Annotated in this window: 17 protein-coding genes; 4 read left to right on the forward strand and 13 right to left on the reverse strand. The window is 69.1% G+C overall.

Annotation, left to right across the window (positions count from 1 at the left end; genetic code table 11):
* Positions 1–29 precede the first annotated feature (29 nt).
* The 3 genes from NAM01S_RS22930 to sigE are packed head-to-tail and all read right to left on the reverse strand — an operon-like array spanning position 30 to position 2,698.
* Complete coding sequence (locus NAM01S_RS22930) at positions 30–1,592, reverse strand: trypsin-like peptidase domain-containing protein (RefSeq protein ID WP_067788476.1); 1,563 nt, start codon at positions 1,590–1,592, stop codon at positions 30–32.
* Positions 1,593–1,602: 10 nt separating this feature from the next.
* Complete coding sequence (locus tag NAM01S_RS35980) at positions 1,603–2,022, reverse strand: hypothetical protein (protein ID WP_067788478.1); 420 nt, start codon at positions 2,020–2,022, stop codon at positions 1,603–1,605.
* A gap of 58 nt (positions 2,023–2,080) precedes the next feature.
* The gene (sigE, locus tag NAM01S_RS22940; protein ID WP_067788615.1) at positions 2,081–2,698 is read right to left on the reverse strand and encodes an RNA polymerase sigma factor SigE; all 618 of its coding nucleotides are present in this window, start codon (positions 2,696–2,698) and stop codon (positions 2,081–2,083) included.
* A 326-nt stretch (positions 2,699–3,024) separates the two neighbouring features.
* Here sigE and NAM01S_RS22945 point away from each other — a divergent pair, with 326 nt between their 5' ends.
* Complete coding sequence (locus NAM01S_RS22945) at positions 3,025–3,672, forward strand: O-methyltransferase (RefSeq protein WP_372507957.1); 648 nt, start codon at positions 3,025–3,027, stop codon at positions 3,670–3,672.
* A gap of 317 nt (positions 3,673–3,989) precedes the next feature.
* Positions 3,990–4,235, forward strand: a complete 246-nt coding sequence (locus NAM01S_RS22950; RefSeq protein ID WP_157107859.1) for a hypothetical protein — start codon at positions 3,990–3,992, stop codon at positions 4,233–4,235.
* Between the two features lie 407 nt (positions 4,236–4,642).
* Here the strand turns inward: NAM01S_RS22950 and glgC are convergent, their stop codons facing one another.
* Positions 4,643–5,857: a glucose-1-phosphate adenylyltransferase gene (gene glgC / locus NAM01S_RS22960; RefSeq protein WP_067788483.1), complete on the reverse strand. Its 1,215-nt coding sequence runs from the start codon at positions 5,855–5,857 to the stop codon at positions 4,643–4,645.
* Positions 5,858–5,994: 137 nt separating this feature from the next.
* Between glgC and glgA the strand changes: the two genes are divergently transcribed.
* The gene (gene glgA, locus NAM01S_RS22965; RefSeq protein ID WP_067788616.1) at positions 5,995–7,164 is read left to right on the forward strand and encodes a glycogen synthase; all 1,170 of its coding nucleotides are present in this window, start codon (positions 5,995–5,997) and stop codon (positions 7,162–7,164) included.
* A 232-nt stretch (positions 7,165–7,396) separates the two neighbouring features.
* On the opposite strand, the gene NAM01S_RS22970 is transcribed toward glgA, so the two are convergent.
* The 9 genes from NAM01S_RS22970 to NAM01S_RS23005 all read right to left on the reverse strand — a co-directional run bounded on the left by NAM01S_RS22970 (position 7,397) and on the right by NAM01S_RS23005 (position 15,268).
* Positions 7,397–8,254, reverse strand: coding sequence for a putative RNA methyltransferase (locus NAM01S_RS22970; protein ID WP_253798379.1), 858 nt, complete (start codon positions 8,252–8,254; stop codon positions 7,397–7,399).
* Positions 8,241–8,408, reverse strand: a complete 168-nt coding sequence (locus NAM01S_RS34250) for a DUF3117 domain-containing protein (RefSeq protein WP_011211259.1) — start codon at positions 8,406–8,408, stop codon at positions 8,241–8,243. The genes NAM01S_RS22970 and NAM01S_RS34250 overlap by 14 nt, the downstream gene beginning before the upstream one ends.
* 102 nt (positions 8,409–8,510) lie before the next feature.
* Positions 8,511–9,176, reverse strand: a complete 666-nt coding sequence (locus NAM01S_RS22975; protein WP_303755519.1) for a DNA-3-methyladenine glycosylase I — start codon at positions 9,174–9,176, stop codon at positions 8,511–8,513.
* Positions 9,143–9,592, reverse strand: a complete 450-nt coding sequence (locus tag NAM01S_RS34255; RefSeq protein WP_084483198.1) for a DivIVA domain-containing protein — start codon at positions 9,590–9,592, stop codon at positions 9,143–9,145. Before NAM01S_RS34255 ends, NAM01S_RS22975 begins: the two co-directional genes overlap by 34 nt.
* A gap of 73 nt (positions 9,593–9,665) precedes the next feature.
* Positions 9,666–10,802: an Mrp/NBP35 family ATP-binding protein gene (locus NAM01S_RS22985; RefSeq protein ID WP_067788486.1), complete on the reverse strand. Its 1,137-nt coding sequence runs from the start codon at positions 10,800–10,802 to the stop codon at positions 9,666–9,668.
* Between the two features lie 18 nt (positions 10,803–10,820).
* A complete protein-coding gene (locus NAM01S_RS22990; protein WP_067788488.1) occupies positions 10,821–11,660 on the reverse strand; it encodes a lytic transglycosylase domain-containing protein in 840 nt (279 codons plus the stop codon).
* Between the two features lie 121 nt (positions 11,661–11,781).
* Positions 11,782–13,224 carry a lytic transglycosylase domain-containing protein gene (locus tag NAM01S_RS22995; RefSeq protein ID WP_253798377.1) on the reverse strand — a complete coding sequence of 481 codons (1,443 nt, stop codon included), beginning with the start codon at positions 13,222–13,224 and terminating at the stop codon, positions 11,782–11,784.
* Between the two features lie 141 nt (positions 13,225–13,365).
* Positions 13,366–13,992, reverse strand: coding sequence for a DUF1003 domain-containing protein (locus NAM01S_RS23000; protein WP_067788491.1), 627 nt, complete (start codon positions 13,990–13,992; stop codon positions 13,366–13,368).
* The gene (locus NAM01S_RS23005) at positions 13,985–15,268 is read right to left on the reverse strand and encodes a magnesium transporter MgtE N-terminal domain-containing protein (RefSeq protein WP_067788493.1); all 1,284 of its coding nucleotides are present in this window, start codon (positions 15,266–15,268) and stop codon (positions 13,985–13,987) included. The genes NAM01S_RS23000 and NAM01S_RS23005 overlap by 8 nt, the downstream gene beginning before the upstream one ends.
* Before the next feature lie 26 nt (positions 15,269–15,294).
* On the opposite strand from NAM01S_RS23005, the gene NAM01S_RS23010 reads away from it, so the two are divergent.
* Entirely contained in the window at positions 15,295–16,251 is a 957-nt protein-coding gene (locus NAM01S_RS23010; RefSeq protein WP_067788495.1) for an HpcH/HpaI aldolase/citrate lyase family protein, read from the forward strand.
* Positions 16,252–16,260 lie beyond the last annotated feature (9 nt).

The following is a 16,260-nucleotide window of genomic DNA, read 5'->3' on the forward strand; positions in this document are numbered from 1 at the left end:
CCAGGCTACCTGTGCATCGGACCAGCGGTTCAGTCGGATTCCAACGTCACAGGCACGTCCACCTGCCTGCCATCGCGGATCAACTGCACGTTCACCGTCTCACCGATCTCGCGGGACTGCACCGCGACGGTCAGCTCCTCCGGTCCGGTGACCTCCCGATCGCCGACCCGCACGATCACGTCGCCCTCGACGATCCCCGCCTTCGCCGCGGGACCGTTCGGCGCGACGTCGGCCACCGCGGCGCCGCTCATCACCTCGTTGGCGACGGTCTTGGTGCGCGCCGAGATGCCGATCACGGGGTGGTTCATCTTGCCGGTCTGGATCAGGCTCTGCGCGACCTCGGTCATGGTGTCGACCGGGATGGCGAAGCCGAGGCCGACCGAGCCGCCCGTCTCGCTGCGGATGGCGGTGTTGATGCCGACGACCTGGCCGCTCATGTCCACAAGCGCGCCGCCGGAGTTGCCGGGGTTGATCGCGGCGTCGGTCTGCACGGCGTCGATCACGGCGTTCGTGTCGCTGCCCTCGCCGGACAGCTTCACCGGCCGGTGCAGCGCGCTGACGATGCCGGAGGTGACGGTCTTGCTCAGACCGAGCGGTGAACCGACGGCCAGCACGTCGTCGCCGACCTGAACGTCTTCGGACTTGCCGAGCTTGGCGACCGTGAGGTTCTTGACGTCGACCTTGAGCACGGCGAGATCGGTCTTGGGATCGCGGCCGACGATGTTCGCGGGCACCCGGCTGCCGTCGGAAAAGGTGACCTGGATCGCGGCCCGGTCGCTCTTGTCCTGGGCGGCCATCGAGATGACGTGGTTGTTGGTCACCACATAGCCCGCGCCGTCGATGACGACGCCCGAGCCGGTGGCGCCGTTGTCGCCGACGGTGACCCGGATGGAGACCACCGAGGGCAGCACCGCGTTGGCGACCTGGGCGATCTGACCGTGCGGACGCTCGATGTCGTCGCTCTGCTCCAGGGTGACCTTGCGCGAGGTCAGATTGGTGGTCTGCTCGGCGGTGAGCCTGCCGACCAGACCGCCGAGCACGCCGATGCCGAGCGCGATCGCGGCGAGCAGGGCCAGCGCCTTCGGCGCGACCCGAGACCCGAACAGCACCTCGCGCGCGCTCAGCTTGCGGGACCGAGGCAGCGGCTCCGGCTCCGGCGTCGGCACGGCGGGCGCGCCGAGGCGGGCGCCCGCGGTCGGATCACGCCAGGGGTCGGCGGGGCCTGCGGGCGCCGGAGCGTGCTCGACGGCGTCGGGATCGCGCTGGAGCAGCTCGTCGGAGCCCTCCGGCCTGCCGAACGCCTCGGCCAGCACCGCGTCGGGCGGCCGGTTCTGCAACTCGGGGCCGAGCGCGGGCGCGCCGGAATCCGCGCGCGGCGGGGTGTATTCGGCGAAGGAACCGGACGTGCCCGCAGGGCGCCGGAAGGCGCGGGCGGTGTGCGTGTCGACATGGGGCCGGACGACCGGCCGCGGACCGAGCACGGGCGCGTCCGACGGCCTCAGGTTCCCCCTGTTGGCCGCCGAATCGGAGGTGTCACTGGCGGTGGGCCGCGAGTCCGACACAGATCCGGTGTTCGTCGATTCGGTGGTCACGCGCCAAACTCTACTTGCGCCACCACGTGGTCCACCGGGTCGCGGTGAACGAATCCGGCAGAAAACCGAAAACTGCCTCGTTGCGGGCGTTCCCGGACGGACGGCCAGGATTGTTCGACGCGCCGCCTGGCAACTCGGCGAGCGGAATACGGGTCAGGCTGTCGTGCAACCCGGTGGGGACCGAGATGGGTCCGGACTGGCGCAGCGCGATCCGCGCCTGCTGCTGGGCGTCCACCTCGGCGGCGCACTCCGGGCAGACCGAAAGATGCTGGGCGGCGCGCAGATAGGCGTTCATGCGCAGCTCGCCGTCGACGTAGGCGACGATCGCCTCGCTGGCCAGATGTTCGGTGGGCGCGAAGCGCGGTGACCTGCCTGGCGTTCGTCGGTCCCCCCGCGCGGGACGACCGGACGTGCTGGACTCGCCACTCATGCGGTGCTCACCCTTCCAACGACATCCTCTGGCCCGGGCATCGCCGGGGCCCGGCGAATCACCCGATGTTCGCGTCAGCGGCCAACCGCTGCTGAGATCCATTATGCGCAAGGTGCTCGCGCAGTGCCTGGCGGCCGCGGTGGATCCGGCTGCGCACGGTGCCAAGCTTCACGCCGAGCGTAGCGCCGATCTCCTCGTACGACAGACCCTCGATGTCACACAGCACGACGGCGGCGCGGAACTCCGGCGCCAGCGCGTCCAGCGCGGATTGCAGGTCGGGATCCAGGCGCGCGTCGTGATAGGCCTGCTCGGGGCCGGGACCCTCGGCGGGCACCCGGTCGTAGTCCTCGGGCAGCGCCTCCATGCGGATGCGGTTACGACGACGCACCATGTCAAGGAACAGGTTGGTAGTGATGCGGTGCAGCCAGCCCTCGAAGGTGCCGGGCTGATAGTTCGACAGCGAGCGGAACACGCGGATGAAGGTCTCCTGGGTGAGATCCTCGGCGTCCTGCGCGTCGCCGGAAAGACGGTAGGCCAGCCGGTAGACCCGGTCGGCGTGTTCGCGGACCAGTTCGTCCCAGGACGGCATCACCGAGCGATCGCCCGTCGCGTCGAACGCGGCGGTGCCGGTCAGTTCGACATCGAAGTCCTCGGCCTGGTCGGCCTCGAACGGCATGATGTGGTCGGGGAGGGTGGCGTACTCGGAGTGCCCATGCGGAGCCGCAAACGAACCTTTGACCATGTGGATGGGGCTACCTCCTGCTCGGGACCGTAAACTCGGGACTCCCGTTCGGTCCGGATCTCGGACCGTCGCGTACGGAATACAACCGACTACCCGTATGTCGTTGTTCCCGCGTCCCGCGTATCGCGGTCGGCTGGTCTTGCGTGCCCTTACTCTTTCCTGTCCCGATATGGCGGGGATATGGAGATCCTGAGGGACTCCTGAGAAAACCGATCCGCCGAGAAAGCGTGTTGTCGGAACGCCGAGACAACGCGCGCCGCATTAGCCTCTTAGGCGTGGCATCGAACCTGGAGCGAAATCTCTCCTACGTGGAAGAATCCGTCGTGGAGGACGAGATCCTCGTCAGCGCGCGCGAGCGGGCCACCGAGCTGGGCGCGGCACCGGTGCCGCCGTCGGTCGGTGCGCTGCTGAGCATGTACGCCCAGCTGCTCGGTGCGCGCGCGGTCGTCGAGGTCGGGACCGGCGCGGGCATCAGCGGGCTGTGGCTGCTCGACGGCATGCGCGAGGACGGCACGCTGACCACGATCGATTCCGAGCCGGAGCATCAGCGCGCGGCCAAGGAGGCGTTCCGCACCGCCGACATCCCGCCCGCCCGCACAAGGCTGATCAACGGGCGCGCGCTCGACGTGCTGCCCCGCCTCGCCGACGGCGCCTACGATCTGGTCTTCATCGATGCCGCTCCACTGGAGCACCCGCAGTACGTCGCGCAGGCGGTGCGGCTACTGCGCGACGGTGGCGCCATCATCCTGCACAACGCGCTGCTCGGCGGCCGCGTCCCCGACCCGAGTCAACGCGATCCCGCCACCCAGGCGGTGCGCGCCGCGACCCGCGCCATCGCCGAGGACCCCGAACTCACCTGCGTGCTGATCCCCGTCGGCGACGGATTGCTCTGCGCCTCACGGGGTTAGGCGTACCCGCGTTCGCTCCGGCCATGCGCGTTTTGCGTACCTCTGCGGTCGCTCCGGCCATGCGCATCTTGCGTACCTCCGCGTTCGCTCCGGCCATGCGCGTTTTGCGTACCTCCGCATTCGGATTGTCGCCGTGTCCGATACGGCCGCTGACCGGATCGGAAAGCGCCTCGGCGGTAGGACGGTTGACATTCGCTGATTCGCCGCGCCGACTCCGGGTAACCGACGACCAGCCGGGGTGCGGGCGACCCCGTTCGACAGTCGTGCGAATCGTGCCGTAAAAACCCCGGCGCCGCAAGCGAATTCGGAGGTGTGCGGTGACTTGGGAACGGGCGGAGGATATCGTCCATTACGGCCATGTCGGACATGTGGTCAAGGAAAAGGGTTCACTGAATTGGGTGGTCGCCGGGTTGGGCTTTTTCGCCGCGGCGATTCTGCTCGTCGTGCTCGTGCTGCTCGTGGTGAGCAATGCCGATTTCGACACCGGGCCGGCGAAGGTGGTGCCGACCACCGGGCCGTGCGAACCGTTCTGCACCGGAACGCCGCCACCGCCCGCGCCCTGACGCCGGGCGCGCAATTCCGGTAGGGCAGCACACTATTGGCGGTTTCGGTAACCGTGGGTTCCGTGGTGTGCTTGGGTGGGCCGGGGCCGTGCGGAGGACGAGCCGATGTTCTGGAACGACGACGATGACCGATCGAGGAACCGCGCACAAGACTGGGCGGGTGCGACGGTCGTGTTCGGTGTCCTGCTCGTGCTGGCGATAATGCTCGCGATTCTGGTCAGCACCGCCGATTTCGGCGAGGGCTCGCGGTCGACGGTTCCGCGCACGCCGGGTTCCTGCCAGCCGTTTTGCACCGCCCCGCCGAGCGCGCCTTAGTCGGCGGGCCACCTGCCACAGCCCGCACACGCCGGGCGGCCTTGCTCAGCGGACACGCACTGCCGACAGCCCGCACATGGCGACAGCGGGCATTACACCCAAACGCCCTTGCCGACGGTCACTACGCCGCCGTTGCTCACCGCGAACCGATCGCGGTCGCGTTCCAGGTCGACGCCGATGATCTCGCCCTCGCCGACCACCACGTTCTTGTCCAGAATGGCGTGGCGCACCACCGCGCCCCTGCCGATGCGCACGCCGGGCATCAGCACGCTGCCCTCGACGGTGGCGCCGTCGTCGACCATCACATTCGAGCTCAGCACGGAATTGCGCACCGTCGCGGCGGACAGGATGCTGCCCGCGCCGACGATGCACTCCTGGGCAAGCCCGCCCTGGGCGAACTTGGCGGGCGGCAGGTTCTCGGCGGCGCCGCGGATCGGCCAGTGCTTGTTGTAGAGGTTGAACACCGGGTGCACCGAGACCAGATCCATGTGCGCGTCGTAGAAGGCGTCGATGGTCCCGACGTCGCGCCAGTAGCCGCGGTCGCGCTCGGTCGCGCCGGGCACCTCGTTGTCGGCGAAGTCGTACACCGCGGCCTGACCCGACGCGACCAGCGCGGGGATGATGTCGCCGCCCATGTCGTGGTCGGAATCGGAGTTGTCCGCGTCGGCGCGGATCGAGTCGACGAGCACCTTGGTCGTGAAGACGTAGTTGCCCATCGACGCGAAGGTCACGTTCGGGTCGTCCGGCGTGCCAGGCGGATGGGCGGGCTTCTCCAGGAACTGGGTGATGCGGCCCGACTCGTCGGAATCGATGCAGCCGAACGCGCTCGCCTCGCTGCGCGGCACCCGGATGCCCGCAACGGTGACGCCCGCGCCGGAATCGATGTGGTGGGAGACCATCTGCTCCGGGTCCATCCGGTACACGTGGTCGGCGCCGAATACCACGATGTAGTCGGGGTCCTCGTCGTAGATCAGGTTCAGCGACTGCATGATGGCGTCGGCGCTGCCGGTGTACCAGCGCGGGCCGAGGCGCTGCTGGGCGGGCACCGGCGTGATGTACTCGCCCGCGAAACCCGACAGCCGCCAGGTCTGCGAGATGTGCCGGTCCAGCGAATGCGACTTGTACTGGGTGAGCACGCACAGGCGAAGGAAGCCCGCGTTCACCAGATTGCTGAGCACGAAGTCGATGAGGCGATAGGCGCCGCCGAAGGGAACCGCCGGCTTGGCGCGGTCGGCGGTGAGTGGAAACAGGCGCTTGCCCTCGCCACCGGCGAGCACGATCCCGAGTACGTGCGGCTGGCTCCTCACAGTGCCCAAACTACCGTGTCGGCAGGCCGCGGGTGGCCCCTGCCGAGCCGAGCGTCTAGTTTGGATCGGTGAGTTTCGGCACGGACGGCGGGCGCTCGGCGACGGGATCCGGCGAGCCGGGGGGCTTCCAGGACCGGTTGCGCGTCGCGATGTTGACCCGCGAATACCCACCCGAGGTGTACGGCGGTGCGGGCGTACACGTGACCCAACTGACCGCCGAATTGCGGCGGCTCTGCGAGGTGACCGTGCATTGCATGGGCGCCGAGCGCACCGATGCCGTGGTGCACCAATCGGATCCGTCGCTCTACGCCGCCAACGCCGCGCTGCAGATGATGTCGGCGCAGCTGCGGATGGCCGACGCGGCGGGCGAGGTGGACGTGGTGCACTCGCACACCTGGTACACCGGCCTGGCCGGGCACCTGGCCGCCACCCTCTACGGCATCCCGCACATCCTCACCGCGCACTCCCTCGAGCCGAGGCGGCCGTGGAAGGCCGAGCAGCTCGGCGGCGGCTACCGCATCTCCTCGTGGTCGGAGCGCAACGCCATGGAGCACGCCGACGCCGTCATCGCGGTGAGCGAGGGCATGCGCCACGACGTGCTCGACGCCTACCCGGCGATCGATCCGAGCCGGGTCCACGTGGTGCACAACGGCATCGACGCGACGCTGTGGCGGCCCGGCCCGCCGGTCGAGGGCGAGCGGCAGATCCTGGATGAGCTCGGCGTGCGGACCGACCGCCCGATCGTCGCCTTCGTCGGCCGCATCACGCGGCAGAAGGGCGTCGGTCACCTGCTCGCCGCCGCGCGCGAGTTCGAGCCGGAGATTCAGCTTGTGCTGTGCGCGGGCGCGCCCGACACCAGGGAGCTGGAGGACGAGACGGCCGCGGCGGTCGCCGAGTTGCGGCGGCGGCGCGGGAACGTGCACTGGGTGCGGGAAATGCTGCCCACCGAGCAGATTCGGCAGATTCTGGCGGCGGCGACCGTGTTCGTCTGCCCGTCGGTGTACGAACCGCTCGGCATCGTGAATTTGGAGGCCATGGCCTGCGCGACCGCCGTGGTCGCCTCCGACGTCGGCGGCATCCCCGAGGTGGTCGCCGACGGCGGCAACGGCAGGCTCGTGCACTACGACGCGGGCGCGGCCGAGGAGTACGAGCGCGGCCTCGCGGCGGCGGTCAACGAGGTCGCGGGCGATCCGGTCCTCGCGGCCGAGTTCGGCGCGGCGGGACGCGCGCGGGCGATCGCGGAATTCGACTGGTCGCGAATCGCGGAGCGGACCGTCGAGGTATACGAGCAAGTCCGCAAACCCTGAACGCCGCTCGGGTTCGAGCCGGGGTCGATATGTGCGAGTACGTGCGCGAACCGCGGATCCCCGGGCGCGATCCGCTAAGGCGATGCGTGCGAGCGGGGCCGAACCGTGAATGCTCTTCCCGTGGGCGGCGCCGGGTCGATGTGTGCGAGCACATGGCTGAGTTTCGAATGCGCCGCACGTCCTCGGCCAGGTGCCGATGCGTGCGAGCACATGCGCACAATTCAGAACGGTGTCAGCGGCGGGGTCTATATGTCGACACCGTGACCGACGCGGTGACATCCATCAGATCCGGCAGCGCCGAGAGGCGCGGATCGCGCGCGTGCTCGGCGTGGTGCGCGGACGGACCCATGCCGACCACCTGCGCCACCGCCGCGCGGTCGAGCTTCATCGAATACTCCACGGCGACCCGCTCGACCTGCTCGAACAGTCCGGACATCGCCTCGGTGATGCGGCGGTCCTTGTCGGGGTCGACGGTCACCATGCCGAGCGGATCGATCAACTCGCCGAGATGACGCGCGGTCGGCGCGGCGACGACGAAGCGGCCGTCCGCGCCGAGCACCCTTGCCACCTCGGCGGGATTGCGGGGCGCGAACACCGAGAGCACTCCCGCGAGCACGCCGTCGCGGACCGGTAGACCGCGCCAGGCGTCGACGAGTACCGCGGCGGCGCGAGGATGGGCGCGTGCGCAGCGGCGCGCGGCGGGTTTGGCCACGTCGATAGCGACGCCGCGGGCGTCCGGTGCGGCGTCGAGCGCCGCGGCCAGGTAGTAGCCGGTGCCCGCGCCGATTTCCAGCAGGCTCGCGGACCGGTCGTCGACCGGGCCGACGGCGGTAGCGACCGCGTCGGCGATGGGCGCGAAATGTCCTTCACCCTGGAAAGCGGCGCGGGCGTCCAGCATGGCCGCGGTGTCGCCGGTCATCTTGGTCGACGCACCGGTCAGCAAGCTGACGTAGCCCTGTTTGGCGATGTCGAAATTGTGGCCGCGGTCGCAGCGCAGCGCCCGATCCACCGCCTCGAGCCCGAGGCGGCATTCCGGGCAGGCCAGCAGACCCGCCACCTCAGCGAGTGCCGAAGGACTAGCTGGTGACACTCTTCAATTCGTCACCGAGCGCCGCTGCCTCATCCGGCGTGAGTTCGACGACCAGACGCCCGCCACCCTCGAGTGGAACCCGCATAACGATTCCACGCCCTTCCTTGGTTGCCTCGAGGGGACCGTCCCCGGTGCGGGGCTTCATGGCCGCCATCCTCTGCTCCCTCCAGATCTGCGCGGTTTTCTGCGCACTTTCTTGGAACTACAGTTGTCACCAACCAGGTAGCTCACCGGCATTTGGCGAGCTACACCGGTCCTATTCTTCCCTATCGCCGATGTGGACGGATACCTGAGTTCGAAATGTGATCGCTCGGGCGGTGTTGTGCGGGTCACTTCCGACCCAGCAATCGGCCAGGTGATCGTCCACCATTCCCGTTGCTTGCATCAGTGCGTAGGCGGTGGTCGGTCCGACGAAACGGAACCCGCGCCGCTTCAATTCTTTTGCCAGAGCGATGGATTCGGGACTCGTCGCGGGAACGTCGGCGATGGCCTTCGGGCGTGGCCGTGGCGGCGGCGCGAACGACCAGATCAACTCGTCGAGGCCGCGGTCGAGCGCGTCAGCGGCCCGCGCGTTGGCGATGGCGGCTTCGATCTTGGCGCGGTTGCGGACGATGCCGGGATCGGCGAGCAGGCGGGCCACATCGGCGTCGCCGAACGCGGCGACCTTCTCGATGGTGAAGTCGGCGAACGCGGCACGGAAGGCCGGGCGCTTGCGCAGGATCGTGATCCAGGACAGACCCGACTGGAACGCCTCGAGGCAGACCCGCTCGAACATCGCGTCGGGGCCGCGCAGCGGCTCGCCCCATTCGAAGTCGTGGTAGTCCCGGTAGAGCTGAGAGGACTCGGCCCACGGGCAGCGGACCCTGCCGTCGGCGGCGAGCGGGGCGCTCACGGCTTTTCGGGGGTGCTCGGCGCGGGCCACGACGTCGCCTCGGCGTCGTCGGGGTGCGCTGCGGAACTGTCGTACCGCGACGCCGTGGTGTCGGTGTGCGGCGCGGCGCTCTCGTACCGCGAGACCGCCGTATCCGCACCGGCTTTGCTCAGCTGCGGTGTCTCGCCGCGCGCGTGGGCCAGTTGTAGCTGGAGTTCATCGATGCGCGCGGCGAGCCTCGCCAACGCCCAGTCGACCTCGCCCGCCTTGTAGCCGCGCACCACCTGCTGGAACCGCAGCGCGCGCACGTCCGCACCGGTGATGCCCTCGGCGGGCAACACGGTGGCCGTCGTGCCCTCGGGCAGCGGGCCCAGTTCCTCCCCGCGTCCGAAGACCGCACTCGCGAGCAGGAACAGCACCGCGGCTACCAGGCCGACGATCAGCACGTACAACAGCAGCGTGAGCATGACACGAGCTTATTCCGCCGCTCCGACATGCTCGTTCACGACCGAGCAGTTGCCGAGGCGGCGCGCTAGGGGGTTACAGGTGCCGCGTGGTGTCGATGCCGAGCGACATGCCCGCCAGTCCGCGGCGGCGCACGGCGAGCTTGTCGGCGACCTCGATCAGGGCCTTGGCCGACGCGCTGTCCGGATCGCGCAGCACGATCGGCGTGCCCTCGTCGCCCGCCTCGCGCAGCTCCTGCTCGATCGGGATCTGACCGAGCAGCGGGACGTTCGCGCCGACCGCACGGGTGAGGCTGTCGGCCACCCGCTGACCGCCGCCGGAACCGTAGAGCTCCATCCTGCTGCCGTCGGGCAGGTCGAGCCACGACATGTTCTCCACGACGCCCGCGATCCGCTGCCGGGTCTGCAACGCGATCGAGCCCGCTCGCTCGGCCACCTCGGCGGCCGCGAGCTGCGGGGTGGTGACGACCAGGATCTCCGCGTTCGGGATCAGCTGGGCGATGGAGATGGCCACGTCGCCGGTGCCGGGCGGCAGGTCGAGCAGCAGGATGTCCAGATCGCCCCAGAACACGTCGGCGAGGAACTGCTGCAGCGCACGGTGCAGCATCGGGCCGCGCCACACCACGGGCGTGTTGCCCTGGGTGAACATGGCGATCGAGATGACCTTCACGTCGTGCGCGACCGGCGGCATGATCATCCGCTCGACCTGGGTCGGGCGGGCGTCGGTGCCGAGCATGCGTGGCACCGAGTGTCCGTAGATGTCGGCGTCGAGCACGCCGACGGACAGGCCGCGCGCGGCCATGGCGGCCGCGAGGTTGACCGTCACCGACGACTTTCCGACGCCGCCCTTGCCGGACGCGACCGCGTACACGCGAGTCAGCGAGCCCGGCTGGGCGAACGGGATCACCGGATCGGCGGAGTCGCCGCGCAGCTGCTTGCGCAGGGCGGTGCGCTGCTCGTCGTTCATCACATCGAGGTCGACGGAGATGGCGCCGACGCCGGGGACGTCGGCCACCGCCTTGGTGACCCGCTGGGTGATCTCCGTGCGCAGCGGGCAGCCCGCCGTCGTGAGGTAGACCTCGACATGGACATTGCTTTCGGCGTCGATGACGACGCTTTTCACCATGCCCAGTTCGGTGATCGGTTTGCGGATCTCCGGGTCGTCGACCTTCGCGAGCGCGCCCCGCACATCCGTTTCCGTTACCACTGGCATACGGAAATTTTAGGCGTGTCAGATCCGCGGCAACTGCGCGGGCTTCGGTGCGACCCCCGTACCGTACGAATTCGCCCACGCCATGACGTTGGCGACATAGGCCATCGAGTTGTTGTAGCGCAGGATGGCGCGCGACTGCTGGGCCAGGTCGCTCATGTTCAAGCCGCCGTCGCAGAGGTACTTGCCAGCGGTCAGCGCGGCGTCGTACAGGTTCTGCGGGTCGGCGATGCCGTCGCCGTTGCCGTCGGCGGCGTAACGCTTCCAGGTCTCGGGCAGGAACTGCATCGGGCCGACCGCGCGGTCGTAGCCGCCGAGTCCGTCGAGCGCGCCGTCGTCGCTGTCGTGGATGACGTTGTTGCCCGCGAGCGAGCCGTCGAGCACCGGGCCGTAGACCGGGCTGAGCGGATTGCCGTCGACGTCGGCCTTGCCGCCGAACGCGTGGGTGGACTCGACACGCCCGATCCCAGCGAGCAGGTTCCACGGCATGTTGCACGTCGGGTTCTCCGCGTCCAGCGTGCGCTCGGCGTTCTGGTAGGCGGCGATCGCGACGCCGGGCACGCCGAGCGCTCCGGCTGGCAGGTCGGCCTTTTCCCGATCGGCCGACAGCGCAACGGTTTTCACGATCGGCGGGGCGACGGAACGCTGCTCGGCCATGGCGTGTGCGACGAACTCGACCGAGTCGGCGGGTTTGGCGGCCAGCGCGTCCTGGTCGTCGGGGATCTGCTGAACGGCGGCCTGATCGGAGTCCAGATCGGATGCGGCGGCGCAGGCCACGAATCCGGCGGGAACCAATCCGGTCAGTGCGATTACGGAGCCGCGCCTGACGGTGGCAGGCGATTGCTTGCGGTGACGCCCCACGGTGTGGTGACCCTCCTCGGTTACACAAAGGCTCGCTGACGAGCCCTTCGTGGACGAAGGAGAGGCTACCGCATTCGAGATCTTTTTGTTACTGCTTCGTGATCTGAATCGAGGTTTGGTCTCAGCCTTGCGGCGGAGCGGGCGGCAACGGGATCACGATGCCGAACGGCAGTGTGATGCCGGGCTGTTCGGTCGGGGCGGGCGCGGCGGGCACCGGCTCGGGGGTCGTGGCGACCTCCGGCTCGGGATTCGGCTGTTCGGGGGCGTTCGGCTGGGCGGGTGGCGCCGGCTGCGCCGGGTTGGGCGCGGGAGCTGGAGCGCCCTGCTCGGGCGCGGCAGGCAGGCCCTGCAATTGCGGCACACACGCCGGATTCGGCTGCGGTTCCCGGGCATCGGTCAGAGCGGGGTCCTCGGCGCGCGCTGGGTCGTTCGGATCGACCGGCTCGGCGCCGAATTGCTGGCGCGGCCCGAACGGCCGTCCCGACTCGCCGGGACGCGGCATCGGCGCGGGGACCGCGGCCTGCGCGCACGGGTTGGCGGGCGGCGGCGGTGGCGGGCAGAAGATTCCGCACGGGATCGGCGGCAGGCCGGGGATCGTGATCATCACCTGGGTCGGCGCGGGCGCCGCGGGCGCCGTCGACGGCGGCTGGTCCGCGGGCGAGGTGGTGGTCGGCAATGTCGACTGGGCCGCGCTCATATCCGGATTCGAGGCGATGATCGGCACCGAGCCGGGTGGGACCAGCTCCGGCGAGATGGTGACCTGACTCGGCTTGCCGCCCGTGCGGTAGGCCGTCGACCAACTCAACACGTTGGCCGCGTAGGACATCGAGTTGTTGTAGCGCAGCACCGCACGTAGCTCTTGCGCGGGATCGCGTAGGTCCATCCCTCCCGAGCACAGGTACTTGCCCGCGGCGAGCGAGGCGTCGAAGACGTTGTGCGGGTCGGCGACTCCGTCACCGTTGCCGTCGGCGGCGTACAGGCTCCACGTGCCAGGCAGGAACTGCATGGGGCCGATCGCACGCACGTATCCGCCGTCCGCGGCCCTGATCACCTCGTTGCCCGGCAGGGTGCCGTCGAGCGCTGGTCCGAAGATCGGGGTCACCGTCGTGCCCGCCGCGTCGGTGCGACCGCTTCCCGCGTGGCCGGACTCGATCCGCCCGATCCCGGCGAGCAGGTTCCACGACAACCCGCATCCGGGCATCGAGGACTGCATCGCCAGCTCCGCGTTCCGGTACGCGGCGAGCACGATCTCCGGAATGCCCAGTGCCCCACCGACCGCTGGCAACGTGACCTCGTGCAGCGGGACGGTGCCACCGAAAAACGGCAGTCCGTCCTTGGACGGAGTCATAGCTCGAAGTTTGCGGGGACTCTCCGGCTGGACCGGTAGTAGACCTACTGTCCGAGACAGGGTGCCTGCCGGGTCGGTGTCCGTGCCGTTGCCTGCGCCGTCACGACCGCTGGACGCGGCGAGCAGCGCCTCGGGGGCCTGCGGCGGTGTGCTCGCGGTCGTGTTGTGTGCCGCCGAGCCGGAAGCGACCAGACCAGCGACAACCAGGGCCGACATTGTTATCGGAGCGGAAACTCGCATTCGGCCACACCAATCCTCTACGTCATGGGTGCGGTGTCCGGGACATCTCGAACCGGCCCGCTCAGGACAACGTTGTCCAGGTTACCCAGGGGTCAGGATGTTGTTGAGCATTTCCGGTCAATCATCAGCAACAGGCGGCGAAACCTGAACGTGGGACTGCTTTCCACCGGAGGTTTTCTTGCGATTCGCCTTGCCGGACTTGACCTCACGCGGCGTGTTGCCTTCCGCGACCGCTGCGGCCTCGATGCGGTCGAGAACCTCACGCATCTCCTCCAATTCGCGGCGCAGATAGTCACGAGTCGCCACATCGCCCACCGCGATACGGAGCGCTGCGAGTTCGCGGGCGAGGAATTCGGTGTCCGCCTTGGTCTGTGCGGCGCGCATCCGGTCCTCTTCCAGCGCCACCCGGTCGCGGTTGTCCTGACGGTTCTGCGCCAACAGGATCAGCGGCGCCGCGTAGGCGGCCTGCGTGGAGAACGCGAGATTCAACAGGATGAACGGGTACGGATCCCAGCGCAGCGTGACGAAGAAGACGTTGAGAATGATCCAGATGATCACCACGATCGTCTGCAGCGCGAGATAGCGTCCGGTACCGAGGAATCGGGCGACCCGCTCGGAGCTGCGCGCCAATGCCTCGGCGTCCCAATCGAATCGGAAGCGCGACTCGACCGGCGTCTCCAGGCGCTGGCGCGCCGAGCTCGGGCCGACCCTGCCGACGCCGGTCCCCGGATTCTTCTCACTCATGCGCCGTGACTCCTTCGTGCTGCTCTTCCTCGCGCCAGTCCTCCGGCAGCAGATGATCGAGCACGTCGTCGACGCTGACCGCGCCGAGCAGATGGTTCTCGTCGTCCACCACCGGACCGCAGACCAGGTTGTAGGTGGCGAAGTACCTGGTCACCGCCGACAGCGGCACCTCGGCGCGCAGCGGCGCCAGATCGGAATCGATGATGCCGCCGACCAGGTGCGCCGGCGGTTCGCGCAACAGTTGCTGGATGTGCACGCAGCCGAGGTAGGGCCCGGTGGGCGTGGCGGTCGGCGGGCGGACGACGAACACCATCGAGGCGAGCGCGGGCGTCAGGTCCGGATTGCGCACCCTGGCCAGCGCCTCCGCGACCGTGGTCGAGGGCGTCAGCACCACGGGCTTGGTCGTCATCAGACCGCCCGCGGTGTCGGGGGAGTGCGCGAGCAGCCTGCGCACCGGCTCGGATTCCTCCGGATCCATCATCGCGAGCAGCGATTCGCGTTCCCCCGTCGGCAGTTCGCCGAGCAGGTCGGCCGCGTCGTCCGGGTCCATCGCCTCGAGCACGTCGGCGGCGCGGCGCACCTCGAGGTGGCCGAGCAGGTCGACCTGATCGTCGTCGGGCAGCTCCTGCACCACGTCGGCCAGTCGCTCGTCGTCCAGCGCCTCGGCCACCTCGATGCGGCGCTTCTCCGGCAGCTCGCGCAGCATGTGCGCGACGTCGGCGGGCCGTAAGCCCTCGAACTGTTCGAGCAACTGGGTGACGTCCTGGCCTGGCCTGCCGATCTCGTACGGGGTCAAGCCGGTCACCAACGTCCAGTCCACGACGTGCACCGTGCGCCGCCGCCCGATTCGCCGGTGCCCGCGCACCGCGACGCGGGAGACCCGCCAATCCCTCGTCCTGGTCAGTTCGATGCCGAGATCGACAACGAAGACGTCGACGCCGGCGAGGTCGGGCAGGGTCGGATCGTCCACCCGCACCTTGGAATCCACGATCTGCGCCAGCGCCAGCATCTCACCGGGTCGCTGCTGGAAACGACGCAGGCTGACGGTGCCGGTGTTGAGCGTGACATTGCCGGGTTCGATCGAGGTCACCCGCAACATCGGCACGAAAATCCGGCGCCTGCTCGGCAATTCGACGACCAGCCCGTGCACGCGCGGTACCTGACGGTCGTACCGGATCGCCACGACCGCGTCGCGGACCCTGCCGATAGACTCCCCGTCCGGTCCCAGCACCGCCAGGCCGGCAAGCCTGGCGACGTACACCCTGGTAGCTGCCATGCTTGCCAGACTAGACAGGAGGCTCCATGAAGCCGCGCCGATCGGTGCTCGCCGTGCCGGGCAGCAACCCCAAGATGATCGAGAAGGCCAAGGGCTTGCCGGTCGACGAAGTCTTCCTCGATCTGGAGGACGCGGTGGCGCCGGTCGCCAAGGCCGCCGCCCGCGCCAATATCGTGGCCGCGCTGAATCAGCCGGGCTGGGGCGCGCAGCTGCGCGTGGTTCGGGTCAACGACTGGACGACCGAGTGGACCTACGCCGACGTGATCACCGTGGTCGAGGGCGCGGGCCGGGTGATCGACGCGATCCTGCTGCCGAAGGTCACCGACGCGGGCCAGGTGCGGGCGCTCGATCTGCTGCTCACCCAGCTGGAGAAGGCCAACGGGTTGGAGGTCGGGCGGATCGGCATCGAGCCGCAACTGGAAAACGCGATGGGCCTGCGCAATATCGATGAGATCGCGACCGCGAGCCCGCGCGTGCAGGCGCTGGTCTTCGGCCCGGCCGACTTCATGGCCAGCATCAACATGCGCACGCTGGTCGTCGGCGAACAGCCGGAGGGATACGACACCGGCGACGCCTACCACCACATCCTGATGACCATTCTGCTCGCCGCACGCGCCCACGGCCTCCAGGCGATCGACGGTCCCTACTTGCAGATTCGCGACGTCGACGGTTTCCGCAGGGCCGCCGCACGCACCGCCGCGCTCGGCTTCGACGGCAAATGGGTGCTGCACCCCGGCCAGATCGACGCGGCCAACGAGATCTTCAGCCCGCGCCAGGCCGACTACGACCGGGCCGAGGAAATCCTGGACGCCTACGCCTTCCACACCTCCGCCGAGGGTGGCGCGCGCGGCGCCGTCATGCTCGGCGACGAGATGATCGACGAGGCGAGCGCCAAGATGGCGCAGGTGATCGCCGAGAAGGGGCGCGCCGCCGGGATGACGCGCACCACGCGTTTCACACCACCGAACGGCCGCTCGGAATAGCAGAATGGT

Origin of the sequence: Nocardia amikacinitolerans NBRC 108937 (assembly GCF_001612615.1) — a bacterium.
GTDB classification, from domain to species: Bacteria; Actinomycetota; Actinomycetes; order Mycobacteriales; family Mycobacteriaceae; genus Nocardia; species Nocardia amikacinitolerans.